The sequence below is a fragment of the Mesorhizobium sp. M0029 genome (assembly GCF_040323735.1).
Lineage (GTDB): Bacteria > Pseudomonadota > Alphaproteobacteria > Rhizobiales > Rhizobiaceae > Mesorhizobium.
This window is the reverse complement of the sequence record NZ_JAMYVF010000029.1, coordinates 18,753-40,540: the sequence shown is the minus strand read 5'-3', so window position 1 is coordinate 40,540 and position 21,788 is coordinate 18,753. Positions and strand designations below refer to the sequence as shown.

15 protein-coding genes and 8 pseudogenes are annotated in these 21,788 nt (G+C 57.9%); 4 read left to right on the top strand and 19 right to left on the bottom strand.

What is annotated here, in order from left to right; genetic code table 11:
- The 6 genes and pseudogenes from NKJ76_RS29830 to NKJ76_RS29805 all read right to left on the bottom strand — a co-directional run.
- Positions 1 to 107, bottom strand: a pseudogene (locus NKJ76_RS29830) (transposase); the annotation flags it as partial.
- Positions 90 to 260 (bottom strand): annotated as a pseudogene (locus tag NKJ76_RS29825) (IS110 family transposase); the annotation flags it as partial. The pseudogenes NKJ76_RS29830 and NKJ76_RS29825, both read right to left, overlap by 18 nt.
- A gap of 129 nt (positions 261 to 389) precedes the next feature.
- Positions 390 to 529, bottom strand: a pseudogene (locus NKJ76_RS29820) (IS630 family transposase); the annotation flags it as partial.
- On the bottom strand, positions 520 to 771 hold the full coding sequence (locus NKJ76_RS29815; protein ID WP_352539043.1) for a DDE-type integrase/transposase/recombinase: 252 nt from the start codon (positions 769 to 771) through the stop codon (positions 520 to 522). The pseudogene NKJ76_RS29820 and the gene NKJ76_RS29815, both read right to left, overlap by 10 nt.
- A 1,337-nt stretch (positions 772 to 2,108) precedes the next feature.
- A complete protein-coding gene (locus tag NKJ76_RS29810) occupies positions 2,109 to 3,389 on the bottom strand; it encodes an NAD(P)/FAD-dependent oxidoreductase (protein WP_352539042.1) in 1,281 nt (426 codons plus the stop codon).
- A 266-nt stretch (positions 3,390 to 3,655) separates the two neighbouring features.
- The gene (locus tag NKJ76_RS29805) at positions 3,656 to 4,921 is read right to left on the bottom strand and encodes an ATP-grasp domain-containing protein (protein ID WP_352539041.1); all 1,266 of its coding nucleotides are present in this window, start codon (positions 4,919 to 4,921) and stop codon (positions 3,656 to 3,658) included.
- Between the two features lie 496 nt (positions 4,922 to 5,417).
- On the opposite strand from NKJ76_RS29805, the pseudogene NKJ76_RS29800 reads away from it, so the two are divergent.
- Together NKJ76_RS29800 and NKJ76_RS29795 are read left to right on the top strand one after the other, a co-directional pair.
- Positions 5,418 to 5,760 (top strand): annotated as a pseudogene (locus NKJ76_RS29800) (transposase); the annotation flags it as partial.
- 209 nt (positions 5,761 to 5,969) lie between these two features.
- Positions 5,970 to 7,646, top strand: a complete 1,677-nt coding sequence (locus NKJ76_RS29795; protein ID WP_352539040.1) for a GMC family oxidoreductase — start codon at positions 5,970 to 5,972, stop codon at positions 7,644 to 7,646.
- Between the two features lie 77 nt (positions 7,647 to 7,723).
- On the opposite strand, the pseudogene NKJ76_RS32520 reads toward NKJ76_RS29795, so the two are convergent.
- A pseudogene (locus NKJ76_RS32520) lies at positions 7,724 to 7,964 on the bottom strand (transposase); the annotation flags it as partial.
- A gap of 419 nt (positions 7,965 to 8,383) precedes the next feature.
- Between NKJ76_RS32520 and NKJ76_RS32515 the strand changes: the two are divergent.
- A pseudogene (locus NKJ76_RS32515) lies at positions 8,384 to 8,678 on the top strand (IS5/IS1182 family transposase); the annotation flags it as partial.
- 252 nt (positions 8,679 to 8,930) lie between these two features.
- Here the strand turns inward: NKJ76_RS32515 and NKJ76_RS29785 are convergent.
- Together NKJ76_RS29785 and NKJ76_RS29780 are read right to left on the bottom strand one after the other, a co-directional pair.
- Positions 8,931 to 9,350 carry a DUF2267 domain-containing protein gene (locus NKJ76_RS29785; protein WP_352539038.1) on the bottom strand — a complete coding sequence of 140 codons (420 nt, stop codon included), beginning with the start codon at positions 9,348 to 9,350 and terminating at the stop codon, positions 8,931 to 8,933.
- 593 nt (positions 9,351 to 9,943) lie between these two features.
- Entirely contained in the window at positions 9,944 to 10,873 is a 930-nt protein-coding gene (locus NKJ76_RS29780; protein WP_352539037.1) for a 2-oxoglutarate and iron-dependent oxygenase domain-containing protein, read from the bottom strand.
- Positions 10,874 to 11,935: 1,062 nt separating this feature from the next.
- Between NKJ76_RS29780 and NKJ76_RS29775 the strand changes: the two genes are divergently transcribed.
- Positions 11,936 to 12,169: a helix-turn-helix transcriptional regulator gene (locus NKJ76_RS29775; RefSeq protein WP_502902366.1), complete on the top strand. Its 234-nt coding sequence runs from the start codon at positions 11,936 to 11,938 to the stop codon at positions 12,167 to 12,169.
- A 499-nt stretch (positions 12,170 to 12,668) separates the two neighbouring features.
- Here the strand turns inward: NKJ76_RS29775 and NKJ76_RS29770 are convergent, their stop codons facing one another.
- The 10 genes and pseudogenes from NKJ76_RS29770 to NKJ76_RS29730 form a co-directional block, all read right to left on the bottom strand.
- The gene (locus NKJ76_RS29770) at positions 12,669 to 13,511 is read right to left on the bottom strand and encodes a 2OG-Fe(II)-dependent halogenase WelO5 family protein (RefSeq protein WP_352539036.1); all 843 of its coding nucleotides are present in this window, start codon (positions 13,509 to 13,511) and stop codon (positions 12,669 to 12,671) included.
- The gene (gene ectB, locus NKJ76_RS29765) at positions 13,459 to 14,760 is read right to left on the bottom strand and encodes a diaminobutyrate--2-oxoglutarate transaminase (protein ID WP_352539035.1); all 1,302 of its coding nucleotides are present in this window, start codon (positions 14,758 to 14,760) and stop codon (positions 13,459 to 13,461) included. The genes NKJ76_RS29770 and ectB overlap by 53 nt, the downstream gene beginning before the upstream one ends.
- Before the next feature lie 904 nt (positions 14,761 to 15,664).
- The gene (locus NKJ76_RS29760) at positions 15,665 to 16,510 is read right to left on the bottom strand and encodes a radical SAM/SPASM domain-containing protein (protein WP_352539034.1); all 846 of its coding nucleotides are present in this window, start codon (positions 16,508 to 16,510) and stop codon (positions 15,665 to 15,667) included.
- Between the two features lie 354 nt (positions 16,511 to 16,864).
- A pseudogene (locus NKJ76_RS29755) lies at positions 16,865 to 17,884 on the bottom strand (1-aminocyclopropane-1-carboxylate deaminase); the annotation flags it as partial.
- A 311-nt stretch (positions 17,885 to 18,195) separates the two neighbouring features.
- Positions 18,196 to 18,519, bottom strand: a complete 324-nt coding sequence (locus NKJ76_RS29750; RefSeq protein WP_352539033.1) for an exopolysaccharide production repressor protein — start codon at positions 18,517 to 18,519, stop codon at positions 18,196 to 18,198.
- Positions 18,516 to 18,866 (bottom strand): ferredoxin III, nif-specific, encoded by a 351-nt coding sequence (gene fdxB, locus NKJ76_RS29745; RefSeq protein WP_352539032.1) that lies wholly within the window; start codon positions 18,864 to 18,866, stop codon positions 18,516 to 18,518. The genes NKJ76_RS29750 and fdxB overlap by 4 nt, the downstream gene beginning before the upstream one ends.
- Positions 18,863 to 19,064: pseudogene (locus NKJ76_RS29740) on the bottom strand (CCE_0567 family metalloprotein). The gene fdxB and the pseudogene NKJ76_RS29740 overlap by 4 nt, the downstream one beginning before the upstream one ends.
- Positions 19,052 to 19,198 carry a hypothetical protein gene (locus tag NKJ76_RS32510; RefSeq protein WP_502902367.1) on the bottom strand — a complete coding sequence of 49 codons (147 nt, stop codon included), beginning with the start codon at positions 19,196 to 19,198 and terminating at the stop codon, positions 19,052 to 19,054. Before NKJ76_RS32510 ends, NKJ76_RS29740 begins: the two are co-directional and overlap by 13 nt.
- Before the next feature lie 465 nt (positions 19,199 to 19,663).
- Positions 19,664 to 20,530, bottom strand: a complete 867-nt coding sequence (locus NKJ76_RS29735) for a TlpA family protein disulfide reductase (RefSeq protein ID WP_352539048.1) — start codon at positions 20,528 to 20,530, stop codon at positions 19,664 to 19,666.
- The gene (locus NKJ76_RS29730) at positions 20,421 to 20,837 is read right to left on the bottom strand and encodes a TlpA disulfide reductase family protein (RefSeq protein WP_352539045.1); all 417 of its coding nucleotides are present in this window, start codon (positions 20,835 to 20,837) and stop codon (positions 20,421 to 20,423) included. The genes NKJ76_RS29735 and NKJ76_RS29730 overlap by 110 nt, the downstream gene beginning before the upstream one ends.
- Positions 20,838 to 21,788 lie beyond the last annotated feature (951 nt).

The window sequence follows — 21,788 nt, the reverse complement described above, 5'->3', positions numbered from 1 at the left end:
CGTCCGAGCCGTTCTTTGCCGCCGGTTGAGCGCTGGATCGGCGTCAGCCCGATCCAGGCTGCAAAGTCGCGCCCGGAGCGGAATGTCTCGGCCGGCGGCGCCACTGTATGGCCGAGCTTGCCGATCTCGCGACCCCAGTAGTGCGCGCCCGGGCAGGCCTCCATAGCCACAAGGCATGGCGGCTGCGCGGCGAAATAGGCCAGCACCTGCTCGCGCCGCAACTTCCTACGGAACACGACCGTGCTGGCGCATCTGCGCACAAGGCAAGGCCGTGCGCCGTGCCATCCGCTCGGCCGGCGCCAAGCTGTTCTTGCTGCCCAAATACGCACCCGAACACGCGCAGCAGCCTGCACCAAAGATTGTTCTTGCATCCGTCGGGGCGTCCACACATGACCGTGCGGCACCTTGGCCTTGATCCTCTCGCCGCGCGGCGCCCATCCTCTGAGCGGCGCCATTTTGGTCTTGGTCCAGGTCTCGTCAAAGGACACCAGCGGGAAGGATCGATGCGGTCCTGATACTTTACCCCCCGATTAGGCCGTGGCGGTAAGGTGGTCGCGATAGGCTGCCGCGGCAAATTGGGCGATCAGAATGATGCACGCAGCCGGGTGGTGGTTTGCGTCCTTTGACTGCGGCGGTCAAAGCCGCCAGCGTCAGCCGCGCGTCGATCAAGTGGCTGATGCCATATCCGACAACGCGCCGCGACCAGGCATCCAGGACAACGGCAACATAGGCAAAGCCGCCGCCGACGGTGACGTATGGGATGTCGGCCACCCAGAGCTGATCGGGTCCGCCGGAGATGATGGCCCGGGCGAGATTCGGGAAGATTGGCTGATTGTGATCGCTGTCCGGTGGTCACCGTGGAATCGGCGGCGCATTCTTGGCTGAAGGTCGTGCTCGCGCATCAGGCGGCGGATCTTCTTGTTGACGATCATGCCTTTTTGCCGAAGAGCGGCACGGACGACGCCCAGCCATAGTGCTCGAATTCGTCACAGACGGCTGCGATCGGCTTCGACGATCGCGGTGTCGTCGGCCGCGGCTGCGCGGCTGGTCATAGAAGGTCGTGCGCGAGAAACCCATCAGCCGGCATCGTTCGGCGACGGAGAGGACCATGGGACCGGTGGTCGCGGAGGTAGGCCCGTTTCTCTGCCGCGGTCGTGCATGCAGAGCCCCCTTTAGAAACTCTAGTTCTAGCCGTTCGAGCGCGGCAATGCGCGCCTCATAAACTTGGAGAAGATCGGCCGCTGCGGCATCCTCATCGAGAGCGCCCGCCTGAAACTTCTCGACCCATATCCGGATCAGATTGCGTGGGCATGGCCTGCAAGCGTCGCGATGTGTCAGCTTTCCTGGACAGCACGTCGATCGTCTTCTTCAGTGCGTCCATCCTAAAGACGCCCCGCCTCGATGATCCGCTGCAGGAAGGCGCGAGTGCGCTCCTTTTGCGGATTGCCGAAGATTTCAGAGGCCTTCCTCATGCATTGTCATGTCCCCCGCGCCGAGAGCTCTTGCACCTCACTCGCGTCTTTTGCTGCACGAATGGAATTTGCTCCGAGCTTGCAAGCCGTGGGAGCCTGGCTTTCTCATTGAGGCTGAACCCGTGGAAAAATGACGCTCCTTTTCGGGGGCGCGTTCCAAAATCTCGTTGGCCGAATGACGGGCTACCACTGGACGCAATTCAGGCAGCGATTGCTTCGAATTTTGCTTTCAGTGTCGGAGCCCGATTGAAGGCGAATGGCCTTGCCGCTTATTGCCTTTCGCTGCCCGCCAGCGTGGCGCTTGCCGCTGCCGACGGCCTTGAAACCCGGCATAGGCCGGACGCGGTTTGATACGGTGCGGCGATGATCCTGCTCACTGTGCCTGCATCCAACCGACGCATACCGATCCCGTTCGGTCGCTGGCTTGCATCGACACCGCAACCTCGTCGAGGGCTTCCTCAACAAGCTGAAGCATTTCCCAAGCAACGCGATACGAAATGTCTTCTGCGATGGAGCAGGCGCGCGGGATCGGGGCGACGGCTGGATTACAATGACACGTTACTACCTGCACATTGTGCGTTTATCCCGTGGTGGCGCTAGCCGAGGTCGCGAGGCTTGTGCGCGCCCGCGACCGGGTCAGCGCGTCGGCGGCAGATGCGCGATCTGCGCGCCGAGCTCATAGTAGCCCTCTCTGATGGCCCTGAAGGGGGCGTTCTGCGCCCGGGATACGGGCAGGAACATCCCATCGAGCGGCAGCTCCCCGCTGATATGGCGGGCGAGCTCGCGACCGAACACCGTACCCGGCGCGACACCTCGTCCGTTGAAGCCCGTCAGCGCGACCATGTTTTCCGCTGGGATATGAAGGCGGGGCAGATGGTCGTTGGTCATGCCTATCCAACCGTACCACTCGTGCTCCAGTTCGACCTCACCGATCTGCGGAAAGAGCGCCCGGATACGGCGCCGCGCCCAGTTGCGATGGATGGCGGTTCCGGTGCCGCGGAGCGCGCCGACGCTGCCGAGGATGAGGCGGCCGGCATTGTCTGTGCGAAATGCGGTCAGCACGGTGCGGGTGTCCCACGCGCCGTGCCCCTCGGGCAGGATCGTGCGGCGAATGCTGTGTCTCAGCGGCGCAGTCGCGACATGGAAGACGGGCAGCACCAATTGCTCGCCGCGCAGCTCGGGGAGGATGCGCGACGTGTAGGTGTCGGTCGCAAGAACCGCCCACTTGGCCCGGACGCTTCCTCCTTGCGTGGCAAGCCGCCAGACGCCGCCCTCGCGCGCGATGTGCTCGACCGGGCTCGCCGTGAAGACGGTCGCGCCGGCGGCAATCGCGGCGCCAGCGAGGCCGCGCACATAGGCGAGCGGCTGGATCGTCCCGGCACGCAGGTCGAGGAGGCCTGCGGGGAAGGCCGAGGTGCCGGTCTTAGCACGGGTCTCCCCGGCATTGAGGATGTGCACCGGGGCGCCGAGCGCCTGCCACTGCCGGGCTCGCTCCGCGATCTCGGCGACGCCCTTCTTATCGGCTCCACAATGGATCGTGCCGACCCGCTTCAGCTCGCACGGCAAGTTATGCCTGTCGACGATCTCGAAGACGGTGCGTGGGGAATCGCGCAGCAAACCAAGCAAACGACCGCCATAGACCGGACCGAGCGTCTCCTTGAGCGCCGAGGGCACCACCCAGAGGCCCGCATTCACCAACCCGGTGCTCCGACCGGCAGCGCCAAAACCAATCTCGGCTGCCTCGATCACGACAGCGTCCAGGCCCCGCTCGGCCAGGTGCAGCGCGGTGGACAACCCGGTGTAGCCGGCGCCGACGATCGCAACATCGGCGACGAGGTCGCCTCCCAGCTTCTCCGTTGCAGGCGGCGGCGGAGCTGTCCGCTCCCAAAGCCCATGCGACCGTCGATCGTTCAGCATTCTTTCCGCTCCCACCCTCATCTTCAAAGTTCCCTGCGAGCAACGCGCAACGGGCTCTCGAGGGTTGGCCATTTTCGCGGCCCAAAGGGCCAGTTCAACGATGATCTCGCGAAGGGCCCCGATGCCGAAGTCGGTAAGGGACGATCGAGGAATGCTTCTCGACCATTGCGAGACGGGTTCATGGCACGGCACCGCCACATGAGCCTTGTCATGCCCGCCGCCGCATTTCTCGCAAAGCTGGCCGCCGACCTGCGCCTACCGGATGCTTACTTCTTTTCAACAGTCCGGGACGTGGCTGCGCAGTGTTCCTGTTCGCCAGCGCTCGGAAATGGTTTGATTGACCAACTGATTAAGTCGACGGCACGCTGAAGTATCGCCTCGGTTTCAGCAGGGCTGAGTGAAGCGGCGATGACATGTCCGATGCGGTCTTGGTAGTCACCTTGTATGACGATCGGCTTCTTAGGTTCAACATACAATTCGACATCGGCCACGCCTGGTAAAGCAGCCGCCTGAATGTCGCCACTGATACAACTCAGGGTGCCATTGCGATCGGCGATCAGGAACCGCGCGCTCGCAAAGTGCGAATGCCTTCTGCGCAAATCCCATTCCTCGCCAATGACAAGTTTGATGTGCTCGAAGATGAGATCTATACCGTAAGCCAGCTGAACCAATCGAGGATTGGCGCCGCCCGCAAGGCGCGGGTTGACTTCAATCACGACTGGTCCAGTCTCGGTCCACCGGAGTTCAATGTTGGTTGGCCCCCAGCCAACGCCGAGAGCTCGCAAGCAGTTTAACGAAACCTCGGTGATACGTTCATTCTCGCCATCAGCCAGCGAAGCCGGATGGGTCACGTGATGGTAGACGAAATGCGGTGGGCTACCGAATTCACTAGCGGCAATCGCAATGACCTCATGCCCCATCATCTCAGCGGTATAATGGGGGCCTTGTGCGAATTCTTCGACGAGCATGCTCGGCGAAGACGGCCATATGTGCTTTCCACTCAACAGATAGGTCGTATGTTCGGTTAACTCGTCGACGTCGCGGCACAATCGGACGCCGCTGCTGCCGCTGCCTACGGCGGGCTTTAGAATCACCGGCAGACCGATTTCCGCGGCAGCGCTTTCTACGTCCCTAGCGCTCGCCGCCAAGCGGTAAGCAGGTATTGGAATGCCGGCCTCCGCAAGGAGCTGACGTTGGGTGAACTTATCGCAGCATTGTTCAATCGATGCGGGGTTCGGTCCCGGTAGATTGAAATAATAGCAGAGCTTGCCAACCGTCGCATAGACCGACTCCTGGGCGGTCGTAATGCCAGCAATATCATACGTCGCACGCAGCCGGATACATTCGCGGATCAGCGCATAGAGATTGTCTGTATCGACGCAGATTGCCTCAATTCCCGCCGCGGCAAGATAGTCGTACTGAGTTGGATCAGCCGACAGGACAATTGGATGAAGCCCAAGACGCTGGGCCGCTTGGACGTATTGCGGCATAGTACTTATGCCTTCAACCAGGATCAGCGCTCTCTTTGCCATTATGACCTCCGCTTGCGCTTCGCGTAAATCGGCATCAGCCGCTTTCCGTTGCCTGACCTCGGACCTCGGGTTGAACGTAGCATCTTAAGGGATTTGCGGCTGCGAAGATTCTGTAAACTTTGTTGAACTGCCCATTCGTATCCTCCGACGATGCTGGGTGGGGTTGATTGAACGCCTGCGTAGTGGCCATGGTGTCCACGCAGAACGGGGCGAACCACCTTGTGCGCAGCCATTGGCGTGTGCATGAGCCGCGAGGCTGGCGCTGTCAGCTTGCGCGTCAGGGGTTCCTTTCCGTCCCTGGTCGTCATCCACCAAGACCTCCTTGACCAGCAAGCGGACGATTCTCTGGCAGTCGCTGAATTCCAAAGTCTCTGCCGATTGCCGCAGTCGCAGGAGGAAATCAGTCAATGTCTCCGCCAATCGCAGGAATGACATGCGTCGGCGGCCTGATCGCGGATCGCCTGCAACTCGGCTCGCAATCCCTGTTTGCGGCCCGCGCGAAGCCGTGAAGGCGCGTCTTTATCTGGCCTCGTCGGGCGGCGCCTGGCGATGGCTGCCGAAAGACTTGCCACCCCTTTTTAACGGTGCAGAAGTAATTCTATCGCCGACGTGAGGAAGGCCTGTTGCGGACCGTCAGCAACAGCCTCGTCATGGCGGCCCGCGAGGCTGAGGTCGGGAAGCAAGTCCGACGGCCGGCGTGATCGACAGCCAATCGGTCAAGACGACGGAAAGCGGTGGAATCCGGCTTGGACGCGGGAAAGAAGATCAACGGCCGCAAGTATCACATCGTTGTCGACACCATCGGCCTGATGGTCGGTCTCCTCGTCCAGGCCGCCGAATCCAGGACCGGACGGCGCACCGGCTGCAGCGGCGACGCTGGTAGGCGTGCGCCTATCGCGATCAACCTTCTGTTATTGCTGATTCTCGACCGCTCGCCAACTATTGACGTGCAGTGTGGATTCCTGCGTTACGAGGAGGCACTCTCCTGAAGTGACCTATTACAGTTGCTACCCCTGTCGGGGCATACAGATGGAAGCGAGGATTGTCTTTGTTATTCGACTACATCGTTATAGGTGGTGGGTCATCCGGTTGCGTCGTGGCGAACAGGTTATCGGCCAATGGCAGTCACGTCCTGCTCATAGAGGCCGGTCCTGACTTTCCCCCGCACGCTATCCCTGATGATATCCTCGATGGCAACCCCACGCGGGCTTACTACAATCAGCGCTATCAGTGGCCCTCACTCTCAGCAGCCATTGCGCGAAACAGCAACAGACGTGAGCACTATGAGCAAGCTCGGGTCATAGGCGGAGGCTCTAGCATCAATGCCCAGGTCGCCAACCGGGGTGGCCCTGCCGATTATGATGAATGGGCGTCCATCGGCGCAACGGGTTGGGATTGGGAAGGCGTCCTGCCATATTTCCGCCGACTCGAATGCGACCTCGACTTTAGCGATCACCTCCACGGCAATGAAGGGCCCCTGCCCATTGGCCGCGCGGATATGGGAGAGTGGTCCGGATTCGTCAGGGCGGTGTCAACGGCTTTTGAAGATGAGAATATTCCCTACCGACCGGACTTCAATGGCGAATTTCGCGATGGCCACTCAGTTGTTCCATTGACGAACCGCAATCGTCGTCGGGTGTCAGCTGCGATGGCTTATTTGCCGGAGAGCGTCCGGGCTCGATCCAATCTCAGAATTTTGTCAGAGACAACTGTTGTACAGTTAACCTCTTCAGGGCACCAAATAACGGGGGTCGTTACTGAGAGCAAGACTGGTCGCCAATCCTATAGCGCGTCCACGGTAGTCCTTTGCGCCGGGGCTATCCATTCGCCAGCCTTGTTGCTTCGCTCTGGGATTGGCCCGGGCGACCAGCTGTCAAAACTCGGCATTCAGGTTGTCGCAGATATAAACGGGGTTGGAAGAAATCTTCAAGAGCACGCTGGGGTCGCCATCTCGGCGTACTTGAAACCGAAGGATCGGATGCTGCCGACCGCGACTGGATATATTCAGATGCATGCTCGGTACTCATCGGGCCACGACGGTTGCCCGCCTACCGATATGGCCATCTCAGTTCTAGCAAAATCTGCCTGGCATCCAGTTGGCAAACGCCTGGGCACCCTCAATTTCTGGGTTAATCGTGTTTACTCGACAGGAACGGTTTCGCTCAAAAGTTCCTCTCATCTAGCTGAGCCAGAAGTGAATTTCGATATGCTGAGCGACGAACGCGACGCCGAGCGATTGAAAAAAGCGTTTCGATTCGTAGCGAGGCTGATTGATCATAAGGCTCTAGTGAATACTGCGCTTGACCCTTTTCCTTCTACATGGACTGGAAAAGCAAAGCGAATCGGAAAGTACAACATTTTGAACTACGGCCTCACATCGATCTTGGCGGCGGTTATCGATAGTTCTTCTTTGATTCGACAAAGCGTTATTAAATTCGCAATCACAGATGGCCGCGGCATTGCAGACCTTATAAATAATGACGAGCTACTTGATCGCTTTGTACGACAAAACGTTTTTGGCAATTTTCATCCAACTTCGACTTGCAGAATGGGATCTGCTGAGGATCTGACCAGCGTGACGGATCCCTCAGGCCGCGTTCATGGACTGTCGGGCTTAAGAGTCGCCGATGCGTCGGTGATGCCTTTCTGCCCGCGAGCGAATACGAACATCCCTACGATTATGGTTGCCGAGAAGATGTCTGACGCCATCCTGCGTGAGCGCTAATGGAGTGTGGGGGCCGTCGCGAATAGTGTTGGAATTCGGCGGAGCAGCCCGGTGGGCTGGGGTTCGGTTCGGCGAGGTCAATCTGCGTATGGAGAGGCTTGATGGGCAGCGTCGACTTTTCGCATCGAGCTTTGTCGGACACCATCAACGCCCAGAACAGTATGGCCGCGATTTCGGGCGAAGGCAGCCCGGTCTCGGTTTTGATGCGCCGCTTGAACTCTTCGTGCAGACGTTCGATGGCGGTGGCTGTTCTGGCGCTTTCCATTGGCTCGGCGTCAGTCTGGTGAAGCCCAGGAGGCGCTCGCGGGCCTCTACGAGCTATTGGTCACGGCGCGTCAGTTGAGCCGCCAATTACGAACAAAGGTCCTTGCGGCGGGCCGCGATCTTCAGCGGCGTGGCCGGGGTAGCTTATGGTGTAGTCGGCGCCGATTTTGCGTCGATCCTGAGTTTTGATCGGGCTTGCCTTTTGCCCGCACTTTGGCGAACATCCGGTTGAATACGCCTCGTCTCCAGCCGATGAAGCGATTGTAGATCGCTTGTGAGGATCGTAAAATCCGGGGGGCGTGTCGCGTCACTGTCGTGGCGAGTTGACAAGCAGCCCCTTGCCTCACCGGGATAAGTTATCAAGCCTTGTGGTGCTGACATGGCCCGCGCAATTCATCCAGTCGCCGTCGAGGATCATCCGCTCCGCCGTTTCCGCGCGCCATGCCTTCACAGCCAGAAGGCATGGTGCGCTCTACCGCGCCAGCAAGCTGGACTGCGACGGCTGATAGCCTGCAGCCGCGGTGCTGCCATAACGCCTGCCGGGAATATTCTGCGTCCCATCATGAGGCGCCCACGACATGGCACGGGATATTGCAGCCACGGATGACTATCTCATTTCGGGCGAGCGGAAGAAGGTCGAGATCTTGTTTGCGCACCTCAAACCCATTCTAAATCCCGATCGACTGCGATATCCGAAGGACCGAGCGCTGCCCGCGGCGAGTTCCACCTCCGGCCACCGCCCCGAACCTCTGCAAAATCGCCAAACTCACCCGATGCCGATCACAAGGCCAACGTAGGGAACCAGATGCCATGCGACACCTCGCGATTTTTGAAGCAACGCTGGATTCGGAGCCGACTTTTTCCACCATATTAGACAGTTGCCGACGCCAGGCTATTCAAGCGTGGCCCAGATTGCTTTTGTTGAGGACCGTAAGGAAGCCTAGTCAAATTGGTTTCCTCGTCGAAAGCCCCCCCCCCAGAGGTTGCTTCGTGTACACGCTCATGTAGCAGACGTGTGTCTCAGGCTGGCCAAAGGTCATGCAGCACTCTTGTAGTGGCGGCCTTGGCCTCTTGTATCTCTGCTGCAGACAAACGGTCGGCCAATTGACCTAGGACCGAGCGGGCAACCTCTTCCGGATCCACCGCCGGGTCGCAGTGGACGCTGTCGTGGATCCGGTCGAGAAACGAATTGCGGTTTCTGGCTATGGCGCGGCGGCCGGGATGCCAACCCTCGTAGTAAAAGCCGCGCAGTAAGGCTGGCAGCTGCGCGCCCATGTACACAGCCTCGTCGCGGTCCAGACAGTCGCGCAGGGCATGCAGCGTCGCAATCAGGGCTTGGAAAACCCGCTCGCGATCATGCCAGCGAAGTCTCCACGCCAGATCGCTGATCCAATTCAGCGTTGCTTGCAATGCATAGTTTAGATCACGGCTCACGTACATAAGCATTCTCCTGTCCTTAAAGGGTTGTCAGGATCAGATTAGTCGCCATTGAGTGTCGAAATGCGTCTTGTCGGCCTTGAGGCAGACCAACCTGGTCAGGAGGGCCTAGCGCTGCAAGGAAAACGGCGGATGGACGTGGCTGAGGGATGATGCCGTTGGTGCCGATGTCCCTGGCGGTCGCGGACTAAATTCCAAACACAAAATCTAACCCCGGAATTCGCTCGGATCTGCGTACTACGAGCGCAGGGGCCGCTAATACGCTCATTTGTGCGGAGCCCGTCGCGGCCTAGAGAAGTACTCCTCGTTCCATCCCGGATTGGTCGCTTCGCTTCCCAAATCCGGATTCATCGCCTCAGCGCAGCGATGGCGCTGTAGACTCGCCTGAAAAGCACCGCTGGATCTACGTGCGGCCACAACTCATCCAGTATGACAGCATCAGCGCGCTTTATGCCGAGACGCATAGCCGCTGCGCAATGTGGGCGACGGTGGGACGGCGGGACGGTCTCCATTGTAGGAGTGTTCTTCCGCCGTACCACACCGAGGGGGCGCCGGGTCGTTGCCATAGTTTGCGCACGCTTGAGAAAACCGAACACTTACTGCAAGTCTCGTGCGCGTCCGGCGCCTTGCCCTGTTTCGACTGACTCGAAGTTGCGCAGCATCATTTCCGCAACACTGAAGGTATGCCGCCCTTGCGGCGAAGTCAGGCGAGCGTCGATATCGGGATAGATAAAGAAGGGAAGCGAAATTCGGTCACTCAGTCCACTGTGGGCGACCTGATGCGGCGTACTCTTGAAATGGTCGTCGCTCAAGGCCTGAAGCATGTCACCCAAATTGACTACGAGACTGTCGGGCAGGCTCGGCACTGGCATCCAACGCTCGCGGAACCACACTTGCAAGGACCGGGTGGGGAGTTCCTCCTGCAGTAACAGCGTGAAGAATCCACCGTCGGTGTGCTTGGCACACGTGCCGCCGCGAGCTGGATACCGGATCACGCGTTGCAAGAGTGTCGGCGGGCTGAAATGGCTTCGGAACCAGCCCTGTTCCATACCGATCAGGTCGGCAAGCGCGGTTCCAAGCAGCGGGACAACTCCGCTGAGCACGGTAGCCTGCAAAGCAAGCAGGCTTCGGGCAAAACCAGGAGCCAAGGCCTCATCCGGAAAGCGCGTGATTCCAGCAAACGGACGCCGGTCGCCTTCGTTCTCAATTCCGAGATCGAACAATTCCTTTGGATCGCGGCCGGCCTCGGGATGGAGTATTTCGCCGTGCAACGGACTGTATCCACGGGCGATAGTAGGATACATGCCTTGAGAGGCGTGACCATAGCGTTCCTTGATCGCCTCTGGCAACGCGAAAAACCGCCGGGAGGCCTCGATGGCTTGTGCGATCTGTTCCTTCGGGATGCCGTGCTCGACAAGGTAGAAGAATCCGTACTTCTCGCAGGCCATTTGCAAGCGCTGTTGCTCTTCACGTTGCGTTGCATCGGCTGCCAGTTTCGCCAGTGAAATTTGTGGTAGCGTGGTCATATTCGCTTCTCCGTTGGTGCTTTGGCCCTTGGGCTCTGGAAAGCTTAGAAGTCGGCGTCCCTGTCCGCGGTGTATCTCGGCTGGATATAGCTTCACCATGCACGAATATATCTGTTGAATTGCCGGCGATTGCAATATGGGATAAATTAATAATATGTAGAGCTGTTGTCACATCTCGTTCGTCGCTGTTAAATCTTTTGCAGGAAAAGTTTACCATTGCTACACAGAGTGTAATGCTAGTCTAGAAGAGTTTTCTATAATTGCCCTACGAACGCCTGCTTGACATACTCCGAAAATCGGCCGGAACTCGTTCGAATTTGCCGCCGACCGCGCAAATTGAAGTGAAAAACGGGACCGTACGGTAGAGTTTTGTGCGCGCGCCTTTGCCGGAAGACGAACCCGCCACACCCCTTCGATGAGCCCCTGATTACCTCTTCCCCAGGCATTGCGGCCGGCGCGCTCGGAAAGGCGACGATCCGGAGCGGATCTGCTGCGAGGGGGGGGGCGCACACGCCTTCGGTCGTTTGCGCCGGCAATGTCGTCACGCTCGTCGAGGCGATCCCAGTCTCGAGAGGGTGATCGCGGGATAACTTGCCTGCTCAGCGCCAGGGATATCCCTGCACTGTTGGCATCCTCCCAGCACCATTGGGGTCTGCCTCGAATGTGGTGACCATCCCATCCTCGGAGGATGAGGCGTGCCGCAGAGCGCGCAGGTCCTCGGTTTTGCCTCAGGCCTAGATTAGTCGCATATGCCTTACCTTGACAGTCCGATGTGAGGTCTCTGGACGATGCTGTCGCAAAACACTTTCAACATCACTGTTGATTATTGATCGACCGCTACGGTGATTGAAGAATACAGACTTTGTTTCCTCTATGTTTCACTCGCATGGTGATGGCGAAACATAACTTTAAGTTGAAATAACTTCGCCAACCGCAATGAGATGGTAGAGCTGAGGCGATGCAGAGCTGCCCAGGACGGCGCGCAGAGCCGAAGCCTTACAACCCCGGCAGTTTTGCGCGCCAGTGACACCCTCCTGTGCAAATAGCTGTGGAGCAGAGACGATGAAACACCGGCGGATCAGCGGCGTCGAGGAGATACCTACCCTTTCTCCAAGAGAAAAGGAGTGCATCCTATGGACGGCGAAAGGGAAGTCGTCGTGGGAAATAGGGCAGATTTTAGGTATATCTGTCAATACGGTTAACTTCCACATAAAAAACGTTCTGAGAAAGACGGATACCGTTAGCAGAACAACAGCGGCTATAAAGGCTATACGATCCGGGATTATCGACTTATAAAAGATCGACTCATGCCTAAGCCACGATCCTTCTTCCGGAGAACGGTACTTCTTCCCATCCGGCGATTTCAGCATCGGTTGTGCCAGGTAGTTTTTTTGAACCTCCATCTGACGGAACAGTGGGATAACTACTCTTCGGTCCATTTCGGAATCTGTCCAAGGTTCTGCCGTGCACTTCACACTAACGCAGGTAAACGCCCGATCGATGTAGGAAGAACTGAACGTTGGCTAGATCACCTCTCGCTTTGCTTCTGCTTTGCTTATCATCACCTCGCGATGCGTGTTCGGCTCGGCACCGGGAACTGTGGAGCGCCGGGTAACGGGGACCGGTAATTGGCAAATCGTGTCGGAGACCGGCAGCACCTGAAAAGCCAAGGGCTTCATGATAGTGTCGGTCTGAAACAGTCCGAGGGCGGCTGTGACTAAAGGGGACTCCCCCTCGCGTTCGGCCGATGTGACACATGTCGGCGGGAGCCGGTCGGTCGTTACGACGTCCAACTTCAGGTCCACCAGAGAACAAGATCCGGGCGAGCAAACCCGAAAAAGCTGTTCAACACCAGGCGACGCTTTCCGTTGCCCGATTGACCGGTGACCCCGTGAACGAAACCGCCATCGATCAAGCCGATATCCCCCGCCCTGAGTTGGAAATCGCGGCAAGGAACGCCCTCGAGATAGGCGGCCGAATAGGGATAGCCCGTAGTCTCCACACCTTGCGACTTTCGGTCCTTGACTGTCGGCTTGTGGCTCCAGAGCCGCAGATTGCCACCTTCCTCGGGCATGCTGGGATAGAAGTTGAGTGCTGCGACGGTGTTGTGCGCCACCGCAGAAAGCTCGTAATCGTTCCCAGCACATAACACTTGAGCGACGTCGTCGTGGGGGTCCAAGGAGAACGTGCCGCTGCCAGACCAACTGAGAGCGCGAGAAACATTAGCCTGACCGTGCTCCGAACGGGCCAGCCGCAATTCAATGCCCTGTTTGCGAAGGTCGCGCTTCAACGCGTCGAACAATGCTCGGACCGGATCAACCAGATTCTCGAAAAGCGCGTCGACGTACGGTCGCGCAGTTTCCGCCTCTGCGAAATAGGTGGCTGCATCCTTCCTGTAGTGGGATGCGCCGACATATTGTCCGGGAACGCCATCCTTACGCTCCTTGAGACCGGGACTGCCACTGAAGTTCGCGGTGATCTCCTCGGCTATTTCGGGGCTGAAAGCTTGCCTGATGTGCAGAGCGGTGATCTCACCTTTCAGGACTGAGATGATGTCCGCAGTGCTGATCGAGCCGGTTCGTTCTCTAATCGCAACAGGCGAGGTGGCTGGGGCTTGGGATACTTGATTGGTCTCCATTGGCTTGCTCCTTTAGTGCGTGATCAAGGATGGCGATGCCATGATCGAGTTCGTCATCAGTGATGGTTATCGGCGGGAGGACTTTGATGACGTCGCGATTTGGTCCTGAAGATTCGATCAGCAGGCCATTCTCGAACGCGACATCGTGCACACGGCCGACAACGGCCTGCGAACGGCACTTGAGGCCGGCCATCAGACCGCGACCGCGCTTTTGTTCGATGCACTTGGGAAATTTCGCAACAAGGCTGTCCAGGTGTCTTTGCAGTTTGGCAGCTGTCCGCTCAACGCCTTCAGTAAACTGTACGTCGGACCACATTTTGCACATCGCTCCTGCAGTCACGAAGGCGAGATTGTTGCCTCTGAAAGTCCCGCTATGTTCTCCCGGTTTCCATATGTCTATTTCGGGGCGAATGAGAACAATCGAGAACGGACTACCTGAACCGCTTAGGGACTTCGACAGGCACACGATGTCGGGTTCGATTTTCGCGAACTCGAACGAGAAGAAATCGCCCGTTCGTCCCGAACCTGCCTGAATGTCGTCGACGATCAAAACCACGCCGTGCTTACGGCAAATCCGCTGAATTTCTGTAAGCCAAGCTGCGGATGCGGCGTTCATGCCGCCTTCTGCCTGGATGGTCTCCAGGATGATTGCGGCGGGCTTTTCTATGCCGCTCCCTGGGTCGCCCAATACGAAGTCTATGTAGCCCGCGGAATCGAAATCTTGGTTCGGATATCCGTCATAAGGGACACGGATCACATCGTGGCGAGCGACGCCGCCCAGATCCCTAGTTGACGCCGAACCCGATACCGCCAAAGAGCCAAGCGACATGCCATGGAACGCGTTCGAGAAGGCCATTACGCTCGGGCGGCCGGTATATTTTCGCGCCAAGGCCAGCGCCGCCTCGTTTGCGTTTGTGCCGGTTGGCCCAGGAAATTGTATTTTGTAAGAGAGGCCTCTGGGCTTCAGGATCGAATCAACAAACGCTTCAATAAAGTCACGCTTCGCAGCCGTATACATGTCGAGCGACAGAAGAATGTTCTCGCCGACGAGATATTCGATTGCCGGTGCAATAATATTCGGGTTGTTGTGTCCGTAGTTGAGGGCGCCCGACCCTACGAGGAAATCGATATATGGGTTGCCGGCCTCGTCCCAGATTGTCGCCCCAAGGGCTCTCGTAAAGACCGCGGGAAACGATCGCCCATAGCGACGAACGTTAGACTCATGAGCTGCAAAAACGTCGCTGTTCATTTCAGGGTCCCTCTGCATGTCGTGCCGCGTTCAACGAGCAAGTGATTAAATGCGTTTGATCGGTTGCGGTTGTTTTTAGTTTCACTGAAGATCGGGACGGTCCAGGCGGAACTTTGGACGGTCGTGACCTCCCAGGAATGTGTTCGTAATGCCGACACTCTCCTCAAACAGGTCCGCGCCAAAAGGGAGACCGTACTCGCGCGGCAGCTCAACTGCACTGACGCCGTCGGAACTTCCCCCGCTTCACGTTGCTCTGCATGGCGATATCTCTCGTCTATGCGTTGGAACGAACTCAGTTCTAGAGTTTTGGAGCAGGCGGCGATACTACGGCATCTGGTAGTTGACTTATCCGCTCAGCGCCCGCGAAAGGGCCTACCAATAAATCATAGGCTTGCGCTGGCGGCGCCTCATCTGTGACAGCGCTTCTGCCATACAGCAGCATGTTAAGGTGTTGCAGGCCTTCGGCAGCAACACGAACCGTCGTGCCCGGCCGGTAGTGTAGCTCGGCGGTAGCGAAGCCGCTCGCGAGCGCGCCCTCAACAGCGCTGTAGCGAGCGAGCGACGTAGCGGCGATCGTCGACGTTCTTAGATGTCGGGGCCGCTTTCGGACCGCTTCTGAAGCGTCTCGACCAACTCTGCCTGAACGAGGATTAGGGTCTCGAAAAGCCGACAGCGGAGGATATTGTGGGATCAGACTAAGCCGGTTCTCCCCCCCCTCTTAAGTGTGCCAGACAGCTTGGTGCTGGGAGATGCGACCACAGGATCTGTCGAAGCCGCGTAAAAATAGGGGACTACTCCAGCCACCGGATTTACGCGAGGCAGATGGAGGCGGCCTGCCTTATGCAGTCTCAAGAGGATCGACATTCGATCCCGCCCCCCTTTCAGGCGGTTCGCCGACCTCCAATCAGCATGCGGACGCCGTTGGATGGGCATATTCGCACATCCTGCAAAGCAGAAAGCCATCTCTCCCATTCATGCGATCGGCGATTTCGCTAAAAACTAGCCCTTCAAAAAGATATTCGTATTCGTCGCGCAGAAGATTGCCCAACACGTGGCGCCGTTCAAAATCCATGCAGCAGAGCGTAACGTCACCGTTTGGGAGAAGAACATTCCGATACTGCCGTCCGTCAACGCATGTCAGCGCTCCGACGACTGGCTGTCGTGGTTCGACGATCTTCGGATCGACGCTTCCGCCCCTGCTGCTCAGAGGCCGCGCGCGAACTAGCGCGTCGGCGGGGATTATGTCGACGATAGCCGGATGGACCTCGCCCAGGACTATAAACCGAATTGAGGCAATGTCTGTGTCGACCACTTGACGAATCAAAGCGAGATAATTGTCTCCGACCAGACGGCTATTCATGTATGCGCCATCATCGAGAACATGGATCACGAATACCCTTGAGCGCAGCGCTAGCAAGCGGTGTAGATCTCGCCCCTTCATTCCTACAAGCGTCGTGAAAATCCGGATGCCATGGCCTCTGGCGTAAGCGTGCTCGACCATTTCGGTGCAATCCGGATTGAGCCAAGGCTCGGAGTATCCGGCGAAACTAATGTCGACGGAAGTTGGTACGCGCGCCAGACATCGCTTGAAATCTTCAAGACGAAGATGCTTCACATGAGATACCGCCCTTTGCCGATGGGCGAACTTGTCCTGCGGGCAATAAGAACATCCGACGATGCAGCCGGTGGTCGTCGTTATTTCTAAAACTCTGCCACCGGGAATGGCAGAGCCCAGTTCCTGTAAGATCATCGGATATTCCTCCACTCTTCTTGCGTTCTTGGCCAATCACAAACTTTGGAATACTGAAACTTACTTGGTTAAATTTAGGAATTCTTTCGGCAGCTACATTGAATTAACTTTCCTGTGATATTGACCTATCAACCTTGGTCTAATATGCCACGATGATACTCTAAGCGAACTGATTTCCTCAGCAAATATCCATCGATCAAAATTTCCAAATCAACTCAGTCAGCTTCGCGTTTAGCGGCTAATTAACCGCCGGCGCCCTCGGTTTTCTGGGCGGCCCTCGAACCAACTTTGGGCGCATCGCCGGCACGCAGGACGGCGAAATCGCAATCTGTCGAGCGTCAGCCGTTGCGGAAGGAAGGTGTAACTGAAACCGTTAATGGCCGGCCCGCCGCCGAGGTGCGCGTAGAGCACCCTCGATCCCTCTTGAAAGAAGCCTTTCTGGACTAGGTCGATCATCCCTTGCATCGATTTGCCCTCGTAGACGGGATCGGTAATTATAACCCTCGAGCCGCGCACACAGGCGGATGGCCTCCTGGTTTCCTCGGACGGAAGGCCGTACAGGGAGACGCGTACCCCTCGAGCAACACCGCGTCATCCTCGATGATTTCCGTGCCAAGGTCGACGAGCTTCGCAGTATACCGGGAAATGGTTAGCACCTGCGCCCTGGTTTGGGCGGTGGTGGCAGAAGCTCGATACCGAGAAGATTGCGCTGTCGACCTTCCTTGGCAAATCCACGAGCATGCCGGCATGCGTGGAGCCCGTGACCGTGCAAACGACAATGTAGTCGAAGGCAAACCCAAGCTGTTTCTCCTGGGCGCGCACCTCCTCCGCGAACCCGACGTACCCAAGCCCGCCATATTTCTGAACTGAAGCCCCTGCCGGTATCACGTAGGGCCTCCTGCCTCTTGACTTGACCTCATTGAGCGCCTGTTCCCAACTGCGCGGATGCCGATGTCGAAGCCCCCATCGACAAGGCGCACCTCTGCTCCCATAATCCGGCTCAACAGAATGTTGCCGACCCGGTCATAGACGTTGTCCTCATGGGGGTACCCCGCTGTCCTGACCCAGGAGACATTTCATGCCGATCTTGGCGGCGACCGCGGCGACCATCCGCGTATGGTTGGACTGCACCCCGCCGATGGAGACAAGCGTGTCCGCATTAACACGATCTCGTCGGGGATGATGTATTCGAGCTTGCGGAGCTTGTTTCCGCCAAATGCGAGACCGGAGTTGCAGTCCTCGCGCTTAGCGTAGATTTCCCACCCTGCCCCCCAGATGCTTGGAGAGGCGGTCGAGCTTCTCGAAGGGCGTGGGCCCAAAGGTGAGCGACAGCGTTCGAAATTTTGCAGCATTTTCTCTCCGGCAACACGCGATGGAGCTGAATTAGCCATGCACGAGTCATTTTAGAGGCGTCTTTGATTTGGCGTCGTCTGTGTTATCCGACGCCCAAAAGTGTCCCATTACTATTTCCAGCGCCTCGTTCGTCATAGAGAGTTGCAACCGCACGCTGGCATACTGCGACCGGCTACCAATATGGCATTCACGAACTGCCTCTCCTGGATTAACCAGAATGACCGGATTGCGGTCACCATGGACTTCTCAAGCACAGTATTCCTTCTAACATCTGCTCAATGTTGATGGGGTCCAAAGTGGCGCTATCTTGAGCACTGACCTTGTCATGGGCCTCAAGGCAGCAGCAGCGATATGGCCAGCATTTGATCGCGCTGGAGCAAATCTGCGGATTCATTCGTCACCTCATCAAGGTCTGGCGGCTCGGATCCAACTTCCTTGCAACTGCCGAAATGCTCAGCCCTTCGGCTAATTCGGCTATCGCAGCCAGACCGCCAGATCAGAAAGAGCACGCTTGCGAAATACGCCAGTTGAAGGAGCAGGGAACAAGCCAGGGTCGTGACGACTACTGTGCCGATCGAATGAGATGCGAAGTAGACAGTCAGTGCGGTGCTGCACAGCACCACCCCCAGGACTCGACAAAACATTCTAAAGGTCAACGCCGTTCTCCTGGTTTTGTCTCCTCAGATCCCGCTGCGACCTGATCCGCCGCAACATGGGTTTGGCAGTTCTTCGGGCAGACGCGGGCGCAGGCCCCGCAGCCAATGCAGCGGCCGGCATGATCGACGACCATGATCATGCGATTGAGCTCGCCATTGAAATCGTCGTCTTCGCCGTCGCAGGCGCCGAGGATTTCACCCGCGTCATCGACGCCGTAAAGATGCATGACCTCGCGAGAGCAGACTTTGAAACAGCGGCCGCAGCCGATGCAGGTCGAGCCGTCTATTGCGGTGAGATATTCCGGCACCCATCCGGAGCCGTCGCGGGTGGTGAATGTGCTCCTCATCGAAACTTCTTCATTGCTGCGAGCTCTCTCTTGGCACCATCCAACTTGGCAAAAGCGGCCGACGTTTCCTCGGCAACTTCCTCTATCTCCGTCCAGTTTCCCGGGAGATCCTCTGCAAGCTCGCGCAAGTTCATCTTGGCAACTGCGCGCAGTTGAAGCTTTCGGACTTTCTCCCCATCTCTCATCTAGGTTTGACATAGATCCTTCCTCGAAATCGGTTTCTTCACGCCCGTGCCACGTCGGATAGGCTTCAATGGCTGCATTCGAATCTGGACCAGTTTCGTACCGGACTCCGCGAGTTTCCTGAACGTCTCGAAGCCGAACCGGTGGATGTCTCGACGGAGCGACCAACTGCCCGCCCCTGAAAAGCAATCGTCCGAAGCCCCATGCGGCGGGTTTCATCTCCATCATCGGCGGGTCCAGGCCGGAGCCCTCCTCCTCGCCCTGAGCACGGATCAGCCGCACGAGGCATTTGACCGAACGGGTGGCAAGGGCCGCCTCGCCCACGTTGACAGAAGGCCAACCGAGGCGAGAGAGACTTCGCCTAGTCCTCGTTTCAGTCCACTTCCCCGAAGGACGGTTTCTTTTTCGCAGCCGACGCCCGGCTCGGCGCGGCTGATGCCACGCAGTCGACGTCCCTCTGGCCGACCTTGAACTCGTTGACTGCGAAATCTGCGACGTGAATTCGCGTCGAACATCAGTTCCGCCGCAATGCGGCCGGAGGTGGCCATGAAGTTTCAAGCCTCGATCCTGCTGCAGACGATCGACGAAGTGCCGCATTGACCCTCCTGCTGCGGTCACGCCGGGAAATGGACGAATTGCCTAGCGAGTCTATTTTTTCTCCTCGGCCGACCGCGCTTTGGGACCTTCGTGAGATTGTTTTGCGGAGCCGCCCCGAGAGCGCCGTAACAAACCTTCCCACCCCTGTACTTGGCGAGGGCCTGCAGCAAACATTGTAGATGCTGCTCTTTCAATTCGGCCGGGATAGGCTCCGGACCATCCAGCGACGTCAATGCCAGTTCGACCAACTTGATCGCGCGATCATTGTTTCCGTTCTCGTGATAGTATCGGGCGACTGCGGGATAGGACTCGAACTTAGGGCTGTCGCCTTGCGGGGGATTCAGCGCCAGGATGTGTTTGGACAGCTCCTTGCCCATCGCGAAGCGCTCAGCAGGGGGAGGGCGCGAGGCCGGATGGAAAAGTTGGTTTAGCGCCGACACCATCCACTCCTCGGAGTTTTTGTCGATCGCGTCGCGAACCAATTGGCGCATCACGGGCAAGCCAGTCCACATGTCATGAATTTTGTGAAGCAACAGATGCGCATGAGCCAACCGAAAATTGATGTCGTCGGGCATCAAGGCGATGCCCTCTTCGATTGCCCAGAGCGCCGTCTTCCAATCATGATTCTCTACCGCCGCCCAGAATCTGTCATCGATCGGCTCCTTCAACGCTTTTTCGCGCGCCATGGGTTCGCTTGTGGCGGTCCGCTGCTGATCGGCGGCTTTCGCTTTGTTGCTGGTGCACCAGCCGCCGTTGAGCACTTTCGGCAAAACCTCATCGAGCTGGCTCGGATGACCAATAAAGGCAATGTCGCCATCTCGGTCGACCACGAACGAAGTCGGTATCCCGGCGGGAAAGCTGGGTTTCATCCAAAGCTTGTTCATTTGACCTGTATGATCGAACGCGATCCGATAGTTCAGATGCGAGCACTTTTTCGGTCAACCAAGCGTTTAACTTGGTGCGAGCATCAACGGCCCATGGAGCGTCTTCATTAGCCGCGACTGCGACCACCTCAAGTCCGCTGTCCCTGTATTTCTCCGTTAGCCGCATGAGATCGAGCATCTCCGCTGCACACAGTTCGCACCAAGTTGCCCAAAATTCGATGATATAGACTTTGCCGGGCTCGAAGTTCGCAAGGGGTTCCCCACGCAGCCAGTCCTCCACTTTGATCGAAGGAGCCGGTGACCCCATCCGCAGCATCATTTTGCACTCCAAAGCTGTTGCCAAAGACTGCGTGACCTTATGCGCAAGCTTGTTCCCCTTTGAGACGGGGCACGAGGGTTCAACAGAGCGTCGCTCGTCTTGCGCAGCTGCGTGCCGTCAGCCTTCACTCAGTGTTGCTGAATCTCAATTCGCAAAGCCCGTGCCAACGCGCTCTGCGGGCAGTAAGCGCACGAATCGCAAGAAAAAGCCTCCAAATGCCGAGATGGCCCTGTATCGAACGCGACATGTTTTCTGCCGCTGTCCGGATTTGGACACGCATCACTCGCTTCGCCCCGCCAGAAAAGCGTGGCCACGGACGACCGGAAGCGCAGCACCTTCATGGCATCACCGCTAAAAGACGAGGCACAACCCGAATACCCCATCTGTTCCTGCATGCCGGTGCCTACTGGCTCATGCGGGGCTTGCAGGCGCTCGAGCTTTGCCGGCGCCCAATACGCTGCGATTGCGCCTCATCAAAATCGCTGCGGGGGTGGTCGAGATGAAATCGCAATCCGTCTGCATCTGCCGACATCGTGCTCCGACCAGCGCATCCTGCGCATTGTCCCCGATCGCATCCCTCAACTCGCGACATAACGATGGAGGGCAGACGCCCCGAAACGAACCCGCCGCTCGTAACCTGCAAACCCCACCTGCCCTCACGACGGATCACCGCGGGCGCCTCATCGCCGTGCCTGGGCTAGCAGGTTTTCAGTCGCGCATAGCCTCGATCCTGTGATGAACGTTGGGCGAAGCGGGGTCCTACTCAGATCGCTATTGACTAATTTTCGCGGCTGAGGTCGCCAAACATGCAGAAGGCCTGAGACGCAATGTTCTGGCGCAACAGGCTTCGGCGTGACGGCATTCGGCTGCGGCAGCAAATCCAGCGGACTGGATGACGAACAAACTTTGTTCGTCGCGATCGGCAGATAGCCGGCCGCC